Below are 21360 nucleotides of genomic sequence, written 5' to 3'. Positions count from 1 at the left end.
TGCTCAATGCCCCAGAACCGGATGCAGATGCTCACTCTCAATCGCGACGCGGGCTTGAACCGCCCCCGCCTCGAGGGCATCAAAAACCGGTGCGCCCCGCAGGGTCGCAGCGAGGAAGCCGGCCATGAACGCATCGCCGGCGCCGTTGGTATCCACCACGTTCGCGGGAACGGCTGGAATCTCATGTTGAGTACCGTCAGCTTCCAAGGCGACTGCACCTTCCGCACCGAGAGTGCACACGGCCAACCGGGGCCCGCGCGCAAGGCAGGAATGCATCAGCGCCCAAGGATCATCTGTCCTGTCGTCATTCATGAACACCACGCCGGCCGCACTCAGGAACGGCTCATGGAACGTCGAGGTTCCGTCGTAATCATGAAGGTCCACCCATAAAGGCGTCTGGTGAACCTCTTCGCGCTCCAGCAGCAGCACCCCAAATTCACTGAGGTCAATAACGGCAAGATCAGCTGCAGCCACCGCGGCGGCCGCCGTCGCGAGATCCTCCTCGGCGGGGGTGGAAGGCACCGAGACGTAGAGCGATACCCGGCTGCCGTCGTCGGTCATGAGGTTGACATGGCGCTCTGTCCGGTCGGAGGCAATCTTTTCTACAGTGACGCCGGCGGTGGTGAGTGCGCGGAGGACCCGCCCGCCGTCGTCGTCAGCTCCAAGTGGGGAGCACAACCGCACGCCGATGCCCAGGTCCGCAAGGTGCACCGCTTTCCCCGCCGACGTTCCGCCGACTGTCTCCCAGGCGCGTCGCGCGAACTGCATGTGCGGGACGGGCTCGGGGAGGTGATCCAGGAGGATGAGCTGGTTCCACGACGCCGGGCCGCAGACGGCAACGCTCGGAGTAGCAGGCATGCGACTATCCAAGCACGGTCCAGGACCCTGTCCGCGGAAACAAGACGGCAAGTCCAAAACCGTTGACACGTGACTAAATGGTCACCTATTCTAAACCCATGGACGCCGTGTTCAAGGCACTGGCAGACCCCACCCGGCGGGAACTGCTCGACGAACTCTTCCGCGAGGACGGGCAATCCGCCTCCGCACTCGGAGCCCGGTTCGAGATGACCCGCTTCGGCATCGCCAAGCACCTCAAACAGTTGGAGGATGCCGGACTGGTGGTCACGCGCCGCCGAGGACGCGAAAAGCTGCATTTCCTGAACCCCGTCCCCATCAGGCTCATCCATGACCGCTGGGTGAGCAAATACGCAGAACCATGGGCCGCTGCACTCAGCGACCTCAAATCCAGATTGGAAAGTCCCATGGAAAAGATCTTCGAGATTTACATAAAGACCACTCCGGAACGGCTCTGGGAAGCCATCACCAACAGCGAAATCCGCAGCAAGTACCAGTTCGGGAACACGTTCACGGCTGACTGGACTCCCGGCGGCCGGTTCGAAATGCGGAACGTCAAAGCGGAGGAGCCCCTGGGCGAAGGCGAGAACATCGAGGTCGATCCCCCGCATCGGCTGGTCCAGACGATGCAAGCGCTGTGGGGCGAGGACGTCAAAGCGGAAGGAACGTCGCGGATCACCTGGGAAATCGAACCCGTGGGCGATTCCTGCCACCTCATCGTTACGCACGATCAACTCCGCGAAGGCGCCAACGAGCAGCTGTACGGCGGCTGGCCCATGATCCTCTCCGGGCTCAAGACGTGGCTCGAAACAGGCGAAACACTGACAACGCCCGGCTCGCTCATGTACGCCTAGACACGTTAAACCATGGGAACGGCTTAAGCCCCGACGACGGCGGGACCTTCCCACCGTCGTCGTCGCTACTTGTTGCCTCCCGCCAGTTAGGCGACGGGAGCGGTGAGCTCCTCTTCGGAGAGCCAGGCTGCCTGCATGGTGCCCAGCAGGTGCGGGGCGAAGTCTTCGCCAATTTCCAGCACCACGCGGCAACGCGCACCCCGCTGGTCGGGGAACCCGAGGTACTGTCCACGAAGGTCGCACACGGTCTGTCCGCGGCTGGGACCGTTTGTTGTGTCCACCTCCACGCGAACGGTCGGCGCCACCGTCAACTCCACTCCCCTGACGGCAATGGCAGCGGCCAGGGGATCGTGCATCGCTGAGCAAGCCCGCCCGAAGATGTCCACATAGAAGCCGAAGTAGTAGCCAAGCATTTCGCCCAGTGCCTTCGAAACGGAGTGCTCGGATGCCAGCAGCTCCTGGCGGTGGGTTTCCTCCAGGACGTTGGTCATGGTGACGTCCAGCGGAACCAACGTCAGGTTCCACTCTGCGGCAAGTACTTCCGCCGCGGCCTCGGGGTCGTTGGCGATGTTGGCTTCAGCAACGGGAGTGATATTTCCCGGGGCCAAGGCCGCACCACCCATGATGGTAATTTCAGCGATGAGCTCCGGCAGCTTCGGCTCCAGCCGGAGTGCTTCGGCGATGTTGGTCAGCGGACCGATCGCCACGATACGCAGCTCCCCGGCATGCTTGTGTGCCAGCTGCACCAGCAGCTCAGCAGCAGTCGCCTCAACGGGCTCACGATCCGACGGAACCAGCTCCACGCCGCCGATTCCGTTGTCGCCATGGACGTGCGGTGCACCGCCGTGGAAGGTGCCCACCTGCGGGTCATGTGCGCCGATCGCCACGGGGATGTCCGGATGCCCGGCCAGTTTCAGCAGGTCCAGGGTGTTTCGGGCACCACCGGCGGCGCTGATATTACCGCTCACGGTGCCGATGCCCACGAGTTCCGCCCGCGGGGTTGCGAGCAGGTAGGCGAGGGCGAGGGCGTCGTCGATTCCCGTATCGCAGTCGAGATAGAAGGGAGCTGCGGTGGTCTGGATCATGGTCTCTCGTTTCAGGATGATGCGGGCAGTTGTGAAGAGGTGTGTTGTGAAGAGGAACGGGGCGAACGCGCGGTGCCGCGTGCCGCCGTCGGGCGTTAGATCTTTTCGCCCTTGGGTGCCGTGATGAACAGGCTGACAAGGAAGGCGAGGACGGTGATGCATACCGAGATCCAGAGCGCCGCCGAGTACCCGGCTGCGGTGCCCTGACCAGCGAACGGGGCAACAACCACGACGCCGAGGCTTGCCCCGATGCCGAAGGAGGCGCCGTTGATTCCCGGCAGTGCAGCCGGCGCTTCCTTGGGCGAGAGCAGGACGGACAGACCGTTGATCGCAGTAAGGAAGAAGCCGTTGTAGAAAATGCCCAAGGCTGCAATGGCGATAAGGACGGCTACTTGGTTGTCGGCGAAAAGGGCAGCCGCGATGGCGCAGGCCAGGCTGGTGGCTGTACCGACGCGGACCGTCTTGATCCAGCCGCGGCGGTCGGCAATCCAGCCGGCGAGCGGGGCCGCGAACACGCCGATCAGGGCTGCCGGAGTCAGGAACAGCAATGCTGCGACCGAGGCCGACAAACCGAAGCCGTTGTCCTTGTCCTGGCTGAGAAGCACCACGGTGAAGTTGATGATCGCGAAGATGCCAGCGAGCGTCAGCACAGTAGTGGCGATGACCGGCCATACCTGGCGCGAACGGAGGTGGTGCACTGCGACCAGCGGCGTGGAGCGCTTCTTCTCGATGAGCCAGAACGCGGTGAAGGACGCGATGCTACCGGCGAGCAGGCCAAGCGCGGCAGGGGAGGTCCAACCCGCCGAAGAACCTGTAGAGACGAAGTACGTGATGAACACGAGGAACACAGACAGGGAACCTGCACCCCACCAGTCCATCCGGCCCGGAGCCACAGCGGACTTCCCGCCCGGGACTACTTTGATGACGCAGACGACGGCGATCGCGGCCAGGGCGAGCACGGCAACGAAGATCGACTGGAAGCCAAGCGTTTCAGCCATCAGTCCACCGAAGTAGCCATCAACACCGCCCACACCGCCGTTGATGGCGGCGATGATGCCGATGGACGTGCCGAAGAGTCGGGCAGGCAAGTATTCGTTGAGCACGATGTAGGAGAGCGCGAAGATGGCACTCGAGACACCCTGCATGAAGCGACCTGTGACCAACAGCGGCAGGTTCGGGGCGAAGATGCACAGCACAGTTCCAGCGCCCATGATGGCCAGGACCAAGAGCAGTGCGGTGCGGCGCCCGATGAAATCGCTCCAGCGTCCAATCACGGGTCCGGAGATGGCGCCCGCAAGGAAGAACATGGACTGCACCTGCGCCACTGCCTCGGGCGTCTCACCAAAGAAGGAACCGATGTGCGGGAGTGCCGGGGTGATCATGCTGGCGTTGAGCTGGAACGACAATACGGCGAGAACCAGCGTGGTGATCAGCAGGGCTGCAGCACGACCGCCGGGGCGGGTGTCCGTCGTCGCTTCTGCGGTTTCGGAAGGCTGCGCCTCTACCGCGGTGTTGGGGATATTCACATCAAACTCCTTTGTCCGAGGGCGCGGGCGGCGCCACGAGATGCGAGTTGTTATACAAGCATGTATTACGAGCTTGTGCAACCTATCACATTTTTCCGGTACAGTGTCCGTAACCAAACCAAGTGAGGCACCCTTGACCGACAATGCCGTCCAGTTCCTGTCCCGACCCATTGCGCCGCAACCCGGCCAGCCTTTGCGCGTTGCGGCATACTCACGCATAGCCGAGGCAATCAGGACCAAGCTCCTCCCTCCCGGCTCGCTGCTCCCCACCGAGACCGAGCTGGGCGTCATGATGGACGTCAGCCGCACCGTGATCCGGGAAGCGCTGATGCTGCTGGAGGAAGACGGACTCACCAGGGCACGGCGTGGAGTCGGACGATTCGTGGCCGATTCGCTGCCACGGATCGGCATCGAACACATCCGCCCGTTCGATCAACTCCTTGGCGGCTCTGAACAGGACATCCAGGTCAAGCGCGTTGCGGCGATCAAACAGCCTGCCTCGGAATTCGTGGCGCCCGGAATCGGCGTTCAGCCCGGCGAAGACTGCTGGTTTTGGGAAAGCGTGCTGATCCGCAATGGCGAGCCCGTGGCACACCTGCAGGAAAACGTCGCCCAGGGAATCCCCGAGGCCGAGGCACTCTCAGAAGCGGCGGAAGCTCCCACCCTTTCGGCTTCCACCCTCCTGGAGGTCCTCAGCGGGCTTCCGGGGGCGTCACTTGGACCTGGCGAATGCGAAATCAGCCTGAGCACCGCCGGTCCCAGCCGCGCCAAGTTGCTGGACCTTCGCCCGTCCGAGCCGGTCCTGGTCCTAACTCAGTACGTCCGCCGCAACGGGTCTCCGTTCTACCTGGCCAAATGCCTCGTGGCCGCCAAGGCCGGCCACCTCTCCGTCATCCAGTCCTCCTGAATCCTCCCGAAAAGGTCCATCCATGAGCTCCTCCCCTCAGTCTTCTGCGCCCATTTTGACTCCCGCGAGCACCGCACTCACCGTTGTAGGCAGCATCAACCTCGACATCACAGCTACCGCGGACCGCCTCCCGACGCCGGGCGAAACCGTCGGCGGGGCCGTCCTCCGCCAGCAGCCCGGCGGCAAGGGCGCCAACCAGGCCGTGGCTGCAGCCCGGCTCGCCGGCGCCTCCCGCATGGTGGGGGCAGTAGGCCGGGACGAAGCAGGCCGCAGCCTCCTCGAAGCAATGGCGAGTGCCGGCGTCGACGTCCAGGACATCGCGCAGGTGGATGCTGCGACGGGAACGGCTCTGGTCCTGGTGGACGGCGATGGCGAGAACCAGATCGTTGTGTGCCCCGGCGCGAATGGGGAAGTGTCCGTGCATGGAGTCTCCTTCGCCGACGAGGAAGCCGTGCTGTGCCAACTTGAAGTGGACCAGAGCGTGGTGCTTGAAGCCGCCCGGCGAACCAATGGCTACTTTGCCCTCAACGCGGCACCCGCCGCGCCCATCCTCCCGGAACTCCTGGAACGCTGCGACCTGGTGATCGTCAATGAAACCGAGTACGCCCTGATCCCCGCCCTTCGCACGGCACCCCTTGTTGCCGTGACGTATGGCGGCGAGGGCTCGGCGATCTTCGAGCACGGCGAACGGGTAGCCGAAGCTCCTGCAGTTCGGGTCACGGACATCGCGAACACGATCGGAGCCGGCGATGCTTTCTGCGCCGCGCTGGTCCTGGCCCTTCGCTCCGGACTTGAGCACAGCCATGCCCTGGCTGTGGCCAACGCCGTAGGTGCGGACGCTGTGCGGGATGCTTCGTCACAGCCAGCGCTGAAGTCGTTGGCGCACTACATCGAGGCGACAGGACATACTGCGCAGACCGCCTGAGCTGTGCAGTCCAGCGGATTCTGCGGGGGGTGCTACGACCAGGAACTGCTGCTGGCAGGAGTGGAGTCTGGGCTCACAACGTCGTCTCCCGGGGCCTGACCAAAGGGTTTAGCCCACTATCCGGAACTCGTCGAACTCCCCCGTCGCCGGGGAAACGTCTGATTCCACGTTCTCCACCCTGCCCGGAGCCCGTGGTGAGTTAAGCCAGTCCAGGAAGCGGCCAACATGCGCCGTGGATCCCTCGGCCACGAGTTCCACAGAGCCGTCGTAACGGTTGCGCACCGTACCGGTGAGGAGGAGTTCGTCCGCTTTTCGCGCGGTCCAGTACCGGAATCCGACGCCTTGAACCACGCCGCTCACGCGAGCCGTGAGCCTCACAGCATCGTTGGCAGGACCGGCGTGCGTTTCTGGGGACTCAGCCATGGACCTAATGTAACCCCGCGAATCATCCCGCGTCAGGACGACCCGTTTCTCCAAGTCCCAACTCCAACGTGGAGCAAATTTGGAGTTGGGACTTGGAGGAACCTGGAACTAGGCCGTCACGATGTCGTGCGTTGCGTGGCTGTACGTGAACGTGACAGGGCCGCCGTCGTGGTTTAGCTCGTGGTTGGCGCCGTCACGGACGCCGAACGCGCCATAGTTCTCGTCCCACGAACGGTTCAGCGCGATCTTGTAGGTATAGAAACCGGCCGGCAGGTCGGCGGTCAGGGTCCATACCTGAACCAGCGGGTTGAACTCCATCTGGACTTCGTCGTACTGGGGAGCCCAGTCTTCGGGAGCGCCCAGGATTTTGTTGAAGTCACCGGCGATCGCCACGGCGTCCGGCTGCGGCAGGGTCTCGACGGCGGGAGCCGCCGCTGCCTTCGAAGGAGCCTTACGAGTGGAAGCCTTCTTCGCGGCCGGCGCAGCCTTGGTAGCGGCAGCCTTCGTGGTGGCAGCCTTCGGAGCTGCAGCCTTCTTCGACGTTGCCGCGCGCTTCGTTTTGGCCTTGGCGGGAGGGGCCGTAGGCACGGGAACATCGGCTGGTACCGGTGTTCCGGCGTCGAGGGCCTCTGCAAAAGCCGAAACGTCAGGGAAGGCGACTGTCGCCCGCAAGCCGTCTTCCGGGATGGTCCAGCCCGAACGTCCCTTGACCAGCCAGCCAGCCTTGACCAGCTTGGCCGAAGCCGACGTCAGGGTTTTGTGGCCGCGGGGAATGCCCCCACTGAGAAGTTCAGCCTCATGATCGTTGAAAGGAACGCGTCCGATGGCCTCTGCCAGGACTTCCCCTGCGTTCAGCGTGGCTCCAGACCATACGCCCTCAGCGAGGATGTCCAGTACGGCCTTCAGACGAAGGTTGGTGTTCTCGGCGGTGTTCGCGCCCATGCTTCTCCTTCTACGGTGGATAATCCCTTGCAGTTTGCCAATGAATTGTTAATTCGCGCGACTGATATTGGTAAACACCGTGTGTCGTGACCGAGTATGACATTCCGAGGGCCGGAAGTGATCGACGAGTCTCGCCTCCAGCGCCAATTCAGGGTTTATTGGGCAGGCGCAGACGCCTTGACCCACTCGGTCACTTCATCCAGCAATACGGCTTTCCGGGCGTCGCTGGCGAACGAGGATCGGATCGAGTTTGCCGCCAAAGTGGCCTGTTCCGGAACCGAGAACTCAAGGACCTTGGCCAACTGCTCGAAGTTGTCATCTACATAGCCGCCAAAGTAGGCAGGGTCATCCGAGTTCACGCAAACGTTCAAACCGATGGCAAGCATCTCCGGCAGTGGGTGATCAGCCAGCTTGTCCACCGTACGCAAACGAACGTTGGATAGCGGGCAAACAGTCAGGGGCACCTGCTCCGCGACGAGACGCTGCACCACCTCCGTGTCTTCCATGCAGCGGATACCGTGATCGATCCGCTCCACGTGCAGCACGTCCAGCGCCTCGGTGATGTAGGCAGCCGGCCCTTCCTCACCCGCGTGGGCGATCCTTCGCAACCCGGCCTCACCGGCACGCTGGTACAAGCGCTCAAACTTCGACGGCGGATTGCCCACCTCTGCCGAGTCCAGCCCGATGCCGACTATAGGGGCGTGCATCGCGAGCAACTGGTCCAACACATCGAGCGCGGATTCCTGGGACATGTCCCTGAGAAACGCTGCAATCAGGAGCGTCGAAACGCCGAAGTCTTCCTCCGACGTCGCGAGCGCATTCGCGACACCGTTGACGCACACCTCAAGCGGGACACCCCTGGACACGTGTGCCTGGGGATCCATCATGATTTCCGCGTGGCGCACTCCCCCGGCTGCGGCGCGCTGAAGGTAGGCGCGGGTCATGTCAGTGAAGTCCTGCTCGGTCTGCAGGACGGCCATGTTGGCGTAGTACAGGTCAAGGAAGGACTGCAGATCCGTAAATTGGTACTTCTCACGCAGTTCTTCGATGTCTTCATACGGCAGTTCAATGCCGTTGCGTTCGGCCAGGGCAAAGATCAGCTCTGGCTGGAGAGTCCCTTCGATGTGCAGGTGCAGTTCGGCAACCGGGGGCGCCGTCGTCGTCGTTTTCTCGCCAAAAGTTTCCACTCGACAACTCTAGGCCCCATCCGTGCACGTGTCCCGGAGCACTCAACTTGGTTCTTCGCCGCGGGACCCCCAAACTGAAAGGATGCAGACTTTCCTCCCTTTCGCCGATTTCCGTGAGAGCGCCGCGGCGCTCGACACCTCAAGGCTCGGCAAACAGCGCGTCGAAGCCCTCCAGGTCCTCCGCGCACTGGTCATCCCGGAGTACGGTTGGCAGCAGCACCCCGCCGTCCGTATGTGGATGGGCCACGTCCCCGCGCTCACCATGTATGGCCTGGCGATGGCCGACGAGTGGATCCAGCGCGGCCACCCGGACAACACCCGCAACAACATCGCGGAGTTCGCACCGCAGGCCGCGCACCCGGACTACGCATCCAGGATCATCATGCCGCCATGGCTGGGCTACGAGGACCTGCACCTCAGCCACCGTTCCAAGCTCCTTGGGAAAGACCCCAGGTTCTACGGACCGCTCTTCCCGGGCGTCGAAGAGAAACTGGAATACATCTGGCCCGAGCCCAAGCACGAGTTCCACCCCGAAGACCCTGAAGAGGACCGTCTCTGGATCCTGCGCGCCAACGTGGAGGACCTCCGTCCGGAACAGCTCAACACGGTGAGCATGCCGCCGCATGGCAAGGCCAAGGCTGCCGCAGCTCCGGAATCCGACGAGTACCAATTCGTGTACGCGGAAGAGAAGTCACGCCGCCAACTCAAGGGCCCCAAGAAGCGTCCTGCCAAGGTGCTGGAGAAGAAACCCACCCGGAAACGCCAAGCCCAGGAAGCGGCCTTCAATACGCTTCCCGGTAAGACCGAGATCGCCGTCCCGTTCGATGACGGCCAGATCTTCGCTGTCGGCCTGATCCATGGACGGCCGATCACAGTTGAGGGCAAGTTCGCGCGCAACTTCGAAGTCACCGACGTGGTCAAGCGCACCGATTTCGATTACCCGGCACTGCTGCAGGATCCCCGGGTCTTCTTCCCGGTCCCCGCACCGGCACAGTAACACCAACGCGCGACGGCGGCACGTGGGTTTCGTTTTTACGCGGAACCCAGGTGCCGCCGTCGTTGTTATGGGTCGATTTCATGGCACCGTATGAGACGGTGGAGGCACACGGCGCGCACCACCCGGGGAGGACCATGGATTTCCAGCACATCATCGAAGTAGTTGGCCGGTACATGGACTTTGCCGGCGTGGCCGTCATGGTTGTTGGAGCGCTCGTTTCGATTCCGCTTGCCCTCCGCGGCTACCAGCCCAAACGAGCCAGCGGCCTCGCCCCGTTCTCGCCTTATCGCGCTTACCGGCAATTGCTGGGACGGTCCATCCTGTTGGGCCTGGAACTCCTGGTGGCAGCCGACATCATCCGCACGGTCGCAGTAACCCCTACGTTCGAGAGCGTGGGCGTCCTGGCGATCATCGTGCTGATCCGGACATTCCTCAGTTTCTCCCTCGAGCTGGAGATCACTGGCCGTTGGCCGTGGCAGAAGGAAAAAGAGCACGACGGCGATGCCCACCTGCGGGAGCCGACGCCCTCAGCAACCCCCTAGCCCACTTGTCACCCACTAACGGACTATTCACCAGCGCACGCGGTGGTGAATAGTCCGTTAGGGGGTGTCGTCCATCGGACATTGGTCGCCGGCTACTTCCCGAGCCCTGCCCGACGAAGTGCTTCGGCCATGGCTGTGTTGGCTGGAGCTTCAGACTGCTGGGGTTTGCCTTGGCGGCGATCACCCTGACCGGGCTGCCCACCACCACGCTGACCACCCGAACGTTGGCCCGGCTGACCACCCGTACGTTGCCCCGGCTGACCACCCGAGCGCTGGCCGGGCTGCCCACCCGAGCGCTGGCCTCCAGCATCCCGCGCACCCGGGTTGCCTCCAGCCGAGGAACGTCCACCGGAACCGCGGCCGCCCGCAGTGCCGGGTTCGTCGTCGAGCCTCAAGGTCAGGGAGATGCGCTTGCGCTCGGGATCGGCTTCCAGCACCTTGACCCGCACCACCTGACCGGATTTCACGATTTCCCGGGGGTCCGAGACGAATTTGTTGGACAGCGCGGACACGTGGACCAGCCCGTCCTGGTGCACTCCGACATCCACGAAAGCACCGAAAGCGGCAACATTGGTGACGGTGCCTTCCAGGATCATGCCCGGCTTGAGGTCGGAGATCTTTTCAATCCCCTCCGAGAATGATGCCGCCTTGAACGCGGGACGGGGGTCACGGCCCGGCTTCTCGAGCTCGGACATGATGTCCTTGACGGTAGGCAGTCCGAAAGTGCCGTCCACGAATGCCTGCGGATCCAGTGAAGTCGTGGGTCCGCCGCCGGCCGCGACGAGGATCTTGCGCGCAACGGAGTAGGCCTCCGGGTGCACGCTGGAAGCATCCAACGGCTCCGCTCCCCCGGTGATCCGAAGGAAGCCGGCGCACTGTTCGAACGCCTTCGCGCCCAGTCGCGGTACCTTCTTGAGGTCGCTCCGCTTGGCGAACGGGCCATTCTCATTGCGGTACGCCACAATGTTTTCGCTCAGCAAAGGCCCGACGCCGGCCACTCGGCTAAGCAGCGCGGGCGACGCTGTATTCACGTCGACGCCCACGGCGTTCACACAGTCTTCCACCACGGCATCCAGTGAGCGGTCCAGTTTCGCGGCGGTGACGTCGTGCTGGTACTGGCCCACGCCGATGGATTTCGGTTCGATCTTCACCAGTTCGGCCAGCGGATCCTGAAGTCGTCGCGCAATGGAGACCGCACCACGGAGTGAAACGTCCATGCCGGGGAGCTCGGAAGCTGCCAGGGCCGATGCCGAGTACACGGAAGCACCGGCTTCGGAAACAACGAGTTTCTGGACACCCTTGGAACCCGCGGCTTCGAGGGATTTGATGAGCTCGGTGGCCAGCTTGTCCGTTTCCCGCGACGCCGTGCCGTTGCCGATTGCCACGAGTTCCACGTTGTACTGCTTTGCCAGGCGGCCGAGCGTGGCCAAAGCCTCGTCCCACTTCTTTGCCGGCGCGTGGGGATAGATGGTGTCCGTGGCAACCACCTTGCCCGTGCCGTCCACCACTGCCACCTTGACTCCCGTGCGGAGTCCCGGGTCCAGGCCGAGCGTGGAGCGATTGCCTGCAGGCGCAGCGAGCAACACGTCACGCAGGTTTGCGGCGAACACGCGGACAGCCTCATCCTCGGCATCTGCAAACATGCGTCCGCGAAGATCCGTGGTGAGACGGTCCAGAATGCGGCCGCGCCAGGCGAGCTGGGCAGTCTGGGTGAGCCAGAGATCTGCGGGACGGCCGTGGTTGGCGACCCCAAGGCACTTGGCCACAGCGTTCTCGTAGCGGCTACGGGCGGCGGCCAGGGCGTCGTCGTCGGCGGGGTCAGCTTCGGCCAGGTCCAGCTCAAGGACGCCATCCTTTTCACCCCGCAGCAGGGCGAGCACCCGGTGCGACGGCATGCCTGACGGGACTTGCGTGAACTCGAAGTAGTCCTTGAACTTCTGGCCTTCGGCCTCCATGCCCTTCTTGACCCGGGAGACCATGCGCCCCTGATTCCAGAGCCGCTCGCGCAGGTCCTCGGCCAGATCAGGATCCTGGGCAACGCGCTCCACAAGAATGGCGCGGGCGCCGGCGAGCGCTGCTGCCGCGTCCTCAATGGAGTGCTCGGCGTTGAGGTACTTGGCGGCCTCGGTTTCGGGGTCCAACTGTGGGTTGGCGAGCAGGACGTCGGCCAGCGGTTCCAGCCCGGCTTCGCGGGCTATCTGGGCTTTGGTGCGGCGCTTGGATTTGAAGGGAAGGTAGATATCCTCCAGCCTCGCCTTGGTGTCAGCACCCACGACGGCGGCTTCCAGTTCCGGTGTCAGCTTGCCTTGGGCTGCTATCGCTTCCAGGACTGTCTTGCGCCGCTCTTCCAGCTCCCGCAGGTACCGGAGGCGCTCCTCAAGATCGCGCAGCTGGGTGTCATCGAGCGTCCCGGTGACTTCCTTACGGTAGCGGGCGATGAAGGGAACGGTGGATCCGGCGTCGAGCAGTTCCACCGCGGCCTTGACCTGCCAGGCCTTCACGCCGAGTTCGTTGGCGATGAGTTGATGGATGGCAGAATCGGCTGACTGGTGCTGGAGAGATTGAGTCACCATGACAGTTTGCCTCACATGACCGACAGTTTTCAGGTCCGGTTCCGCAAGGCCTATGCCGGGAGCGCTGTTAGTGCTGTAGTTGGACCATGCAGGAACTGCTCATCATCCTTCAGGACGGGTTTGTTTCCGATGACGTGAGCGTGACCGTCAACGGCAAGGAAGCCGTGTCCGAACGGGATGTGTCCACCAAGATGCTGTTGGGAATGGCCGACGAAATCACGGTGGAGCTGCCGGCGAAAGGCGCCACGGTGGGAGTTGAAGTCCGAAGCAGAAAGCTCAGCGCAACGAAAAAGCTCGCTGGTAAACCAAGGAGCCTGATCGTCTCGATAGAAAATGACGAACTCGTGCTGCGCGAAGGAACGGGCCGCGAGGCGTTCCTCTAACGGGAGCGCTTCGCGGCGGCTGGATTACCTGGATTACTGCCGGCTGGTCGGCCGCTAGTGGGACATATGCTCCTTGGCGGAAATGTGCTCCACCATTTCGCCCACGCGCTGTTCTGCGTAGTGGTTGCGGGCAATGTCTCCCTGGCTGATGATGCCTACGAGCTGGTGATCCTTGATGACGGGAAGACGGCGAACCTGATGCTCTTCCATCATGGCGATGGCTTCATCAACATTGGCATCAGCGTCAATCCAATACGGCTTACCAGTGGCGAGGTCGCGGGCCCGGACTTCGCGGGCGTCCTTTCCCTCGGCCAGACACTTGACCACGATATCGCGGTCGGTGATGAAGCCGGTGAGCTTGCCGTCATTGCCGCAGATGGGAAGTGAACCGCAGTCCAGATCCCTCATCATGCGGGCGGCGTCCTGGAGAGTCTGGTCCTCCGGGATGCACTGGGCATTTGTGGTCATGAATTCACGTACGACACTCATGGGTCCTCCTTCATCGAATGGGGTTCATCGACGCGGGGTCCTCCGGGATGGTCCTTTCGGCACCGACGCCGATGCTGCCAGCCTACGCTTGGCGGCTGCGGCTGACTAGGCGATCCGGCAGGTTGCCCGGCAGAAAATTAAGACACCTCCCTAGATATAATCCATTCGTTGGAGTATCCTCGTTTTGTGTTACACACGGCTTCTGGGCATGGCCACTTTCACCCCTCTGGGACTCCTCACCTGCATCGCCCCGCCCTGAACCGTCATGCCGTCCATCCGGTACATCCCGTGATGGGCGAACGCATATTGACTGCTTGCAGAGCGAGAAAGATCCTCACATGGACACCCCCAACGTCCCCGGCACCCACTACAACCCTGTCCCCGGCAACCCCTCTGAAATCCCGTTCCCACCCACTCGTGGGGCTGACGCTTTTGGACCCCACACCTATGGCCCCCAGCCCAGCACCTTGGCATGGCCCTCCGAAGAATTTTGGAGGTGCTGGCGCTCCGCTCCCGTGAGCGGTCGTTATGAAGGCAACCAGGCGGGCAACGGTCCTGTCGGCAGCGCGCTGGACCTCCGCTTGGATGTCGATCCCCGCCAGAGCGTGGAATCCCCGGTGCTGAACAAAGTCAGTGGCGATCTATACAGCACCCGCTGGGTCAAAGCAGGTGGGCTCAACCAACTCGTGAAGACGTATGTGGAGTCTTGGATCGTGGACGCCCCGGTGGTCACCATGACCCGTGCGCATGCACACATCACTGGAACGGTCCGTTACTGGAAAGGCACGCACCCCGCCACAACAGTGGAAATCGACGTGTCCTGGTCCCACGGCGCGATCACCGGCGCAGTGGCCACGTTCACGGCGGGCGGCGTTGCCGGGCAGCCATACGCCTGCGACTACCGTTCGGGCTGCTTCCGCGATATGAACCTTGAACTCGACTACTGCACGTCCGTGGACATCGAACCCAAGGCGCCCGTCTACAACAGCCATTCACATAACAACCGCCCAGCAGACCTGGCTGAGCGCACCATCACCATCGAATCCTCGTACCTGGACGCGGGAATCGCCGTCACCATCGATCCTGTCCACACAGTGATCGATGACAGTGCGGCCGGCTTCGCCTCGTGGAACGTCGGCGAACTCCACGACGCCATGGAAACCTCCTTCGGCAAGTTCAACTCCGGATGGCCTGCATGGAACCTTTGGGGCGTGCAGGCCGGCCTCTTCGATAGCGCCGGAGTTGGTGGCATTATGTTCGACGCCGCTGCAGGCTTTGGCGGCGCGGGCCGCGGTCCGGATCGCCAGGGTTTCGCAGTCTTCCGCAACCACTCCTGGTTCACCAACCTTGTCTCGAACCCCACCACGCAGGACCAGGCCTGGGCCATGCGCCACTTCCTGTACACGTGGGTCCACGAGGCAGGGCACGCGTTCAACTTCCTGCATGCCTGGGACAAGGCGAGGCCGGATTCGTTGTCCTGGATGAACTACGACTGGAAATACGATCAGCGCAACGGCGCCGACACCTTCTGGGGCAACTTCCGGTTCCGGTTCGACGACGACGAACTGCTCCACATGCGCCATGGCGACCGTGCATCCGTGATTATGGGTGGAGATCCTTGGGCTTCCGGTGGGCACCTGGAATCCCCAGCCGGCTCCATGACCGTCTCCGGGCCGGGCAGCGATGTTGAACTGACCCTCTCAGCCAAGAGCCACTTCGACTACATGGAGCCTGTGTCCATCGAATTCCGCCTGCGGAACACCAGCGACGTACCACTAGTGGTGGACGGCCGGCTGGATCCCAGGTTCGGAAACACCACTGTTTACGTGCAGAAGCCGGACGGAACGGTGGTCCTGCATGAATCAGTGGTCTGCTTCTATGGCCTCCCTGAACCGGTGACCCTGGAGCCTGCCGCCGGCGCCACGAGTGATGGCAGCGACCGCTACAGCCAACTGGTCCAGCTGGCATTTGGAGTGCAAGGCTTCGCGTTCGATGAGCCCGGCCAGTACCTGGTCCGCGCCATCTATTCAACGGAGGGCATCGTCCAGGCGTCCAACACCTTGCCTTTGCGGGTCGGCTTCCCGGTCACACGGGAGGAGGACCGGTTTGCACCGGAGTTCTTCACGCGGGAAGTGGGACTCACGCTCGCCTTCGAAGGGTCCATGTCACCCCACCTGAGCAAAGGGCTGGACGCCCTGACCGAGGCAGCCGAGCGATTCAGCGGTGAGCCCTTGGGCGTCAAGGCGGCTACCGCCGTCGCACAATCCGTGGGTGATGACTTCTATCGCCGCAAGGAAGACAAAATGGTGAAGCACCACAGCGCCGATCCTGAGCGGGCGCTGGCGCTGACGGATGTCGGGCTGGCGAGTTACCAGAAGGGCAGCAGCGCAGCGAACAACCTGGCCTACAGGAAGCTCGTGGAACTGCGGACGGAACTGCACGTGAAGGCGGACAACACCGCAGCCGCAAAGTCAGAAGTGGAAACCCTCGCCAAGGACCTGGGCTCCCGCGGCGTAAACCCCACAGTCCTGGCACAGGTCAAGGAACTGATCCCTTCAACTCCGGCGGCCCGTTCCCGCCGGTCGGCTCCGAGGAAGCCTGCCAAATAGTCGTCGGATGACCGTTTGGCATGTGGCTCCTCCGCAGCCGGCGACGGCGGCACCCTCCATCGCTCGAAAAGATGGGTGCCGCCGTCGCTCCCTTCGTGTCTACTCCGCGATGTCCTCCGCCCAGAGTTCCGGGTGTTCATCCTGGAAGGTACGCATCATCTCCACGCACCGGGGGTCATCGAGGACCACCACCTCAACACCACGCGAACGCAGGAGATCGAATTCCCCCGGGAACGTCTTCGCTTCGCCCACCACCACGCGCGGAATCTTGAACTGGATGATGGTTCCGGTGCACATCGCACACGGCGCCAACGTGGTGTAAAGCGTCGTATCCCGGTAAGTCTTTTGCCGGCCGGCAGCGCGCAACGCCGACATCTCGCCATGCGCGATCGGATCGCCATGCTGGACACGTTCGTTGTGCCCGCTCGCGATGATCTTCCCACCGCGGGCCAAGGCGGCGCCAATAGGGATCCCGCCCTCGCTGAGACTCTTTTGTGCGGCCTCGTAGGCGGCTTCGAAAGCGGGATCGACGGTGGTCGGTGCTGTTTCAGTCATGGGTGCAGTCTAAATTGTCGGAGGCCGCTGATAGCTTGGCTTCATGGTCCACTTCGGAGTGGTTCATCCGGCAACAGGGAGTAGGTCACGGTGTTCTTTCTCGATTCGGAGATAGCTGGCGCGCCGCAGGATTTGGTGTTCTCAGCCAGTGATCTGGTCATCGCTGCCACCTGTGAGTACCAGCTGCTCCGGAAACTCGACGAAAAACTGGGCCGCTCCCCCAAAGCTGAGTTCGCGGCAGATGCCATGTTGGATCGCACGGCCAAGCTCGGCGATGTCCATGAGCACAGGGTCTTGGACGAGTTCGTGGCCGAGTTCGGGCCCTGGGACCCAGCAACAGGACAGGGCGTTTACGACGTCGTTCCCGCCTCCGCCATGGACCGCGCCACCCTTTTGGCCAAGCATGCGGAATCCATCGAGGCCTTGCGTTCCGGAGCGGACATCGTGTTCCAGGCCGCGTTCTTTGACGGCCAATTCCACGGCCGCTCCGACTTCCTGGTCAAGCGTCCCGGCGGTCAGTACGCCGTCTTCGACACAAAGCTTGCACGGCATGCCAAGGTCACTGCACTTTTGCAGCTGGCTGCCTATGGCGATCAACTTCTTCAGGCAGGTATTACGCCGGATCCCACAGTCACCTTGGTCCTGGGCAACCGCGTGCACAGCGATCACCCGCTCGCGGAGATTTTGCCAGTCTTCAAGGAACGCCGCGAACGCTTTCTTGGAATGACCACGGCCCATCGGGCTGCTTCAGGACCCATCGAATGGGGCGACTCCCGCTTCTCCGCATGCGGCCGCTGCGACTACTGTGCCGAGCAAGTAAAACTGCATCGGGACCTCCTCATGGTTGCCGGAATGCGAATAAGCCGCCGTAAGAAGCTGATAGAGGCCGGAGTCACCACGATCGACCAGCTCGCGGCACTCCCCGATGCCCCTGATCCCACCTTGCTTCGGCTGCGCGAGCAAGCACAGTTGCAGACCGGCGCAGGGACTCCGGACGGGACAGTGAAGTACACGGACAAAGCAGGCGAAGCCAAAACTGTCAGCTACAAGATCCTGCCGGAGAACACCCTCGGCAGGCTCCCGGAACCGGATCCCGGCGATATTTTCTTCGACTTCGAGGGCGATCCTTTGTGGCAGGATCCCGTCACGGGCAAATGGGGCCTCGAGTACCTTTTCGGCGTCATCGAAAACCCTGCGGAGCCCGGCGCCCAACCGGTCTTTCGTCCGTTTTGGGCGCATTCCCGGGAGGAGGAGGGCCAGGCTTTTGTTGATTTCCTGGAGTACGTTGCCAAACGCCGGGCTACGTACCCGGGCATGCACATTTACCATTACGCCGCTTACGAGAAGACGGCCCTTCGCAACCTTTCCCTGACGCACGTGGTGGGCGAAACCGCCGTCGACGACCTCCTGAAGCAAGGCGTCCTGGTGGACCTTTACGACACCGTCCGCCACAGCATCCGCGTTTCCGAGAACTCGTACAGCATCAAGAAACTTGAACCCCTCTACATGGGCCAGCACCTCCGGTCCGGAGACGTGACCGACGCCGGTGCCTCCGTGGTTGCCTACGCGGACTTCTGCACGGCGAGGGACACCGGGCAGGCTGAGCAGGCCGCAGCCATCCTTGAAAGCATCCGCGACTACAACGAGTACGACTGTCTCTCAACCTTGGAGCTGCGCAATTGGCTTCTAGCCCGCGCCGCCGAGCGATCCATCGTCCCAGGCTCCATGACGCAGGAGGAGCCCACGCCTGAGGAGGACAAGTACCAGGCTGCGCCGGAGGAAAAGGCGCTGTTCGACTACCTTGACGGTCTCCCTGGGGAAGAAAGGGCATCAGCGGATTCCCGGGCGATAGCAATTGTGGCAGCGGGCGTTGGGTACCACCGTCGTGAGGACAAACAGCACTGGTGGGGGCACTTCGACCGCTTGGAAAAGCCAACCTCCCAGTGGGAAGACGGCCGCGACATCTTCACGGTTGACCATGCGGAAGTGCTGCAGGACTGGGCCAAGCGCCCGCCTCGCCGGAACCGCGTACGGACAGTGAAACTCATTGGCCGTTCCGGTGACGGTGCCGGGTTGGAGCCTGGCAAGACGTACTTCCGTATGTATGGTCCCCCGCTGCCTGACGCCTTGGTCGGTAAGGAATCATCAGTGCTGGGTAGGGCTGGCTGGAGCAAGACTGAGGTCATTGAGGTTGGCGAAGAAGGCGAGCTTGAGTCCGTGATCATGGAGGAAAGCCTGCGCAACGACTCCACCGAGTTCAAGCAGCTGCCCATGGCTTTGACGCCTGACGAGCCCCTCTACACCACCGGGCAGAGAGCCGCATTGGCAGCACTGGCAACAAAGCTCCGGGCCTCCCTGCCGTTGTGGCCGCGGGATTGTTCGCTGGATCTGGTTCGACGACAACCACCTAAGCTTCGCACGCTCGCGTCGCTGCCCGCCGTGGAACCGGGTCCCGATGGGTACATCGACGCCATCACCGCTGCTGTGAAGGATTTGGACAACTCGTACCTGGCAGTCCAAGGCCCTCCCGGCAGCGGAAAGACCTATGTTGGTGCCCGCGTTTTGGCCCGGCTTGTAGCAGATGGTTGGAAAGTTGGCGTCGTGGCGCAATCCCACGCCGTGGTGGAACACATGCTTTGTGCAGCGGTGGAGAAAGCCGGAGTGGATCCGTTGCGGGTGGCCAAGGAAGTCAAGCACAACGAACCTGTGCCGTGGAACGGGTGCGCCAAGGGCGACGTGGAGGACATCCTATCCAAGCCTGGCGGAGCCCTGATCGGTGGAACGTCCTGGACCATGGTGGGAAGTTCCGTTCCCGCGGGTTCCCTGGACCTGCTGGTCATTGACGAGGCCGGACAGTTCTCCCTGGCCAACACCATGGCTGTGAGCCGCGCAGCAAAACGCCTCCTGTTGTTGGGCGATCCCCAGCAACTACCTCAAGTCACCCAGGGAATACACCCTGAACCGGTTGACGAGTCCGCGCTGGGCTGGCTGTCCGATGGTTACAACACCCTTCCACCGGAGCTTGGCTACTTCCTCGCCTTGTCGTGGCGCATGCATCCGGCCCTCTGCTCTGCTGTTTCGGACTTGTCGTACGACGGCCGTCTGGAAGCGGCCCCCGCGGCTTCGAAGCGTCAGCTGGACAGAGCAGAGCCCGGGATTTCCTGCGTCTACGTTGACCACACAGGGAACTCGAGCTCTTCGCCCGAGGAAGCGGCAGAAGTGGTTCGGCAGGTCCGGGCACACCTGGGCCTCCAGTGGCTGGACCCCTCCGAAGAGGAGGAAGGCCCGCGGCCCCTCATGGAGACCGACGTCCTCGTGGTCGCCGCCTACAACGCCCAGGTCCAGCTCATCAAGCACCAGCTCCGCGAGGCCGGGCTCACCAAGGTCCGGGTGGGAACGGTAGACAAGTTCCAAGGCCAGGAAGCGCCGGTGGTTATCGTCTCCATGGCCGCATCAGCCGCAGGGGAGGTACCGCGCGGCATGGAATTCTTGCTCCTGCGCAACCGGATCAACGTGGCGGTGTCGCGCGGGCAGTGGCGTGCCGTCGTCGTGCGTTCACCCGAACTCACCAACTACCTCCCGACGCATCCCGAGGGTCTGGAGAACCTTGGCGGCTTTGTGGCCCTTTGCCAGCGCGGAGTCACCTAAGCGCTTCGCCCCGCCCAACTGAGTCGCAGCAGATGCCGTTTTGAGGGCTCAAAAGGGCATCTGCTGCGACTTACTTGGGCAGGGAGAGGGCCTCGTCCAGCACACGGCCGAAGTTGGTGGCGTCGTGCGCGAAGCGGCCCAGGAAGAGCCCGGAAACCCCTTCCAGCTGCGGCAGGAGACCCGGCTTCGCCGAGCCACCGTAAATGATGGGCAGCTGCTTCACCACGTGGGCAGCGAGCAATACCCGCAGCTCAGCCACAACCTGGGAAACGTAGGCAGCCGACGCCGGCTCTGCAGCACCGATCGCCCACACGGGTTCGTAGGCGATCACCAATTGGGAAGCGACGGACCAGTCCCCGGACACGGCCGCCTTAACCTGCCTGAACACGGCCTCGGCGGCAGTTCCAGGTTCATCTACCACGCTCTCTCCGACGCACAGCAATGGCGTCAGGCCAGCGTCGACGGCGGCACGAACCTTCAGAGCCACCATGGCATCGTCTTCGGCAAAGTGGCGGCGCCGTTCCGCATGGCCGATCTCCACCAGGCCGACACCAAGCTCGGCAAGCATCGACGGGGAGACTTCGCCAGTCCACGGCCCTTCCGACCAACCACAGTTCTGTGCCCCAAGGACCATTCTCGACCCCTGAAGCATCGCGGACGCTGCGGGCAGCACCGGAAATGAAGGGATCACAAACGGGACCACCCGCCCGGCCGCAAGGGCCGGACGGGCGTCCACTTCTGCCAGCAACTGCTCCAGCCACGCCAAACTCTGCTCGTAGCCCATGTACATCTTGGTACTGACCCCGATGAACAAGGCCCCGACAGGAGCAGCCCGGAAATCAAAAGCAGTCTTGTCCACG

18 protein-coding genes are annotated in these 21360 nt (G+C 62.9%); 8 read left to right on the top strand and 10 right to left on the bottom strand.

What is annotated here, in order from left to right; genetic code table 11:
* Positions 1-3: 3 nt before the first annotated feature.
* Complete coding sequence (locus tag J2Y41_RS06165) at positions 4-858, bottom strand: PfkB family carbohydrate kinase (protein ID WP_309927173.1); 855 nt, start codon at positions 856-858, stop codon at positions 4-6.
* Positions 859-956: 98 nt separating this feature from the next.
* Here J2Y41_RS06165 and J2Y41_RS06160 point away from each other — a divergent pair, with 98 nt between their 5' ends.
* Complete coding sequence (locus J2Y41_RS06160) at positions 957-1709, top strand: metalloregulator ArsR/SmtB family transcription factor (RefSeq protein WP_224093877.1); 753 nt, start codon at positions 957-959, stop codon at positions 1707-1709.
* Between the two features lie 86 nt (positions 1710-1795).
* Here J2Y41_RS06160 and J2Y41_RS06155 read toward each other — a convergent pair whose 3' ends face one another.
* A complete protein-coding gene (locus tag J2Y41_RS06155) occupies positions 1796-2794 on the bottom strand; it encodes a nucleoside hydrolase (RefSeq protein WP_224091323.1) in 999 nt (332 codons plus the stop codon).
* 95 nt (positions 2795-2889) lie between these two features.
* Entirely contained in the window at positions 2890-4320 is a 1431-nt protein-coding gene (locus J2Y41_RS06150) for an MFS transporter (protein ID WP_309927166.1), read from the bottom strand.
* A 133-nt stretch (positions 4321-4453) separates the two neighbouring features.
* On the opposite strand from J2Y41_RS06150, the gene J2Y41_RS06145 reads away from it, so the two are divergent.
* Together J2Y41_RS06145 and J2Y41_RS06140 are read left to right on the top strand one after the other, a co-directional pair.
* The gene (locus tag J2Y41_RS06145) at positions 4454-5227 is read left to right on the top strand and encodes a GntR family transcriptional regulator (protein WP_309927164.1); all 774 of its coding nucleotides are present in this window, start codon (positions 4454-4456) and stop codon (positions 5225-5227) included.
* A gap of 22 nt (positions 5228-5249) precedes the next feature.
* Complete coding sequence (locus J2Y41_RS06140; protein WP_309927162.1) at positions 5250-6152, top strand: ribokinase; 903 nt, start codon at positions 5250-5252, stop codon at positions 6150-6152.
* 108 nt (positions 6153-6260) lie between these two features.
* Here the strand turns inward: J2Y41_RS06140 and J2Y41_RS06135 are convergent, their stop codons facing one another.
* From J2Y41_RS06135 to J2Y41_RS06125, 3 genes are all read right to left on the bottom strand, one after another.
* Entirely contained in the window at positions 6261-6575 is a 315-nt protein-coding gene (locus J2Y41_RS06135; RefSeq protein ID WP_224091317.1) for an acylphosphatase, read from the bottom strand.
* A gap of 108 nt (positions 6576-6683) precedes the next feature.
* Positions 6684-7517, bottom strand: a complete 834-nt coding sequence (locus J2Y41_RS06130; RefSeq protein ID WP_309927159.1) for a glycosidase — start codon at positions 7515-7517, stop codon at positions 6684-6686.
* A 155-nt stretch (positions 7518-7672) separates the two neighbouring features.
* Positions 7673-8704, bottom strand: a complete 1032-nt coding sequence (locus J2Y41_RS06125; protein WP_309927157.1) for an adenosine deaminase — start codon at positions 8702-8704, stop codon at positions 7673-7675.
* An 82-nt stretch (positions 8705-8786) separates the two neighbouring features.
* On the opposite strand from J2Y41_RS06125, the gene J2Y41_RS06120 reads away from it, so the two are divergent.
* The gene (locus J2Y41_RS06120) at positions 8787-9701 is read left to right on the top strand and encodes an MSMEG_6728 family protein (RefSeq protein WP_309927155.1); all 915 of its coding nucleotides are present in this window, start codon (positions 8787-8789) and stop codon (positions 9699-9701) included.
* Between the two features lie 134 nt (positions 9702-9835).
* Positions 9836-10243: a DUF1622 domain-containing protein gene (locus J2Y41_RS06115; protein ID WP_224093875.1), complete on the top strand. Its 408-nt coding sequence runs from the start codon at positions 9836-9838 to the stop codon at positions 10241-10243.
* 92 nt (positions 10244-10335) lie between these two features.
* Here the strand turns inward: J2Y41_RS06115 and J2Y41_RS06110 are convergent, their stop codons facing one another.
* A complete protein-coding gene (locus J2Y41_RS06110; protein ID WP_309927152.1) occupies positions 10336-12816 on the bottom strand; it encodes a Tex family protein in 2481 nt (826 codons plus the stop codon).
* A gap of 86 nt (positions 12817-12902) precedes the next feature.
* Between J2Y41_RS06110 and J2Y41_RS06105 the strand changes: the two genes are divergently transcribed.
* Positions 12903-13199, top strand: a complete 297-nt coding sequence (locus tag J2Y41_RS06105; protein ID WP_223936138.1) for a hypothetical protein — start codon at positions 12903-12905, stop codon at positions 13197-13199.
* A gap of 54 nt (positions 13200-13253) precedes the next feature.
* On the opposite strand, the gene J2Y41_RS06100 is transcribed toward J2Y41_RS06105, so the two are convergent.
* Entirely contained in the window at positions 13254-13688 is a 435-nt protein-coding gene (locus J2Y41_RS06100) for a CBS domain-containing protein (protein ID WP_224091308.1), read from the bottom strand.
* Positions 13689-14026: 338 nt separating this feature from the next.
* Between J2Y41_RS06100 and J2Y41_RS06095 the strand changes: the two genes are divergently transcribed.
* A complete protein-coding gene (locus tag J2Y41_RS06095; protein ID WP_309927146.1) occupies positions 14027-16297 on the top strand; it encodes a hypothetical protein in 2271 nt (756 codons plus the stop codon).
* Between the two features lie 99 nt (positions 16298-16396).
* Here the strand turns inward: J2Y41_RS06095 and J2Y41_RS06090 are convergent, their stop codons facing one another.
* Positions 16397-16852, bottom strand: a complete 456-nt coding sequence (locus J2Y41_RS06090) for a nucleoside deaminase (RefSeq protein ID WP_309927142.1) — start codon at positions 16850-16852, stop codon at positions 16397-16399.
* A gap of 90 nt (positions 16853-16942) precedes the next feature.
* On the opposite strand from J2Y41_RS06090, the gene J2Y41_RS06085 reads away from it, so the two are divergent.
* Positions 16943-20500, top strand: coding sequence for a TM0106 family RecB-like putative nuclease (locus J2Y41_RS06085; RefSeq protein WP_309927140.1), 3558 nt, complete (start codon positions 16943-16945; stop codon positions 20498-20500).
* Positions 20501-20570: 70 nt separating this feature from the next.
* Here J2Y41_RS06085 and J2Y41_RS06080 read toward each other — a convergent pair whose 3' ends face one another.
* The gene (locus J2Y41_RS06080) at positions 20571-21359 is read right to left on the bottom strand and encodes a triose-phosphate isomerase family protein (protein WP_309927139.1); all 789 of its coding nucleotides are present in this window, start codon (positions 21357-21359) and stop codon (positions 20571-20573) included.
* Position 21360 lies beyond the last annotated feature (1 nt).

Origin of the sequence: Arthrobacter sp. 1088 (assembly GCF_031455315.1) — a bacterium.
GTDB lineage: Bacteria > Actinomycetota > Actinomycetes > Actinomycetales > Micrococcaceae > Arthrobacter.
Note: the sequence above shows the minus strand (reverse complement) of the source record. Positions and strands in the feature narration are given on the sequence as shown.

Bases quoted from the DNA above. Each gene is read 5' to 3' on its own strand.
- J2Y41_RS06165 (WP_309927173.1), bottom strand. From the start codon at position 858: ATGCCTGCTACTCCGAGCGTTGCCGTCTGCGGCCCGGCGTCGTGGAAC.
- J2Y41_RS06160 (WP_224093877.1), top strand. From the start codon at position 957: ATGGACGCCGTGTTCAAGGCACTGGCAGACCCCACCCGGCGGGAACTG.
- J2Y41_RS06155 (WP_224091323.1), bottom strand. From the start codon at position 2,794: ATGATCCAGACCACCGCAGCTCCCTTCTATCTCGACTGCGATACGGGA.
- J2Y41_RS06140 (WP_309927162.1), top strand. From the start codon at position 5,250: ATGAGCTCCTCCCCTCAGTCTTCTGCGCCCATTTTGACTCCCGCGAGC.
- J2Y41_RS06135 (WP_224091317.1), bottom strand. From the start codon at position 6,575: ATGGCTGAGTCCCCAGAAACGCACGCCGGTCCTGCCAACGATGCTGTG.
- J2Y41_RS06130 (WP_309927159.1), bottom strand. From the start codon at position 7,517: ATGGGCGCGAACACCGCCGAGAACACCAACCTTCGTCTGAAGGCCGTA.
- J2Y41_RS06120 (WP_309927155.1), top strand. From the start codon at position 8,787: ATGCAGACTTTCCTCCCTTTCGCCGATTTCCGTGAGAGCGCCGCGGCG.
- J2Y41_RS06115 (WP_224093875.1), top strand. From the start codon at position 9,836: ATGGATTTCCAGCACATCATCGAAGTAGTTGGCCGGTACATGGACTTT.
- J2Y41_RS06110 (WP_309927152.1), bottom strand. From the start codon at position 12,816: ATGGTGACTCAATCTCTCCAGCACCAGTCAGCCGATTCTGCCATCCAT.
- J2Y41_RS06105 (WP_223936138.1), top strand. From the start codon at position 12,903: ATGCAGGAACTGCTCATCATCCTTCAGGACGGGTTTGTTTCCGATGAC.
- J2Y41_RS06100 (WP_224091308.1), bottom strand. From the start codon at position 13,688: ATGAGTGTCGTACGTGAATTCATGACCACAAATGCCCAGTGCATCCCG.
- J2Y41_RS06095 (WP_309927146.1), top strand. From the start codon at position 14,027: ATGGACACCCCCAACGTCCCCGGCACCCACTACAACCCTGTCCCCGGC.
- J2Y41_RS06090 (WP_309927142.1), bottom strand. From the start codon at position 16,852: ATGACTGAAACAGCACCGACCACCGTCGATCCCGCTTTCGAAGCCGCC.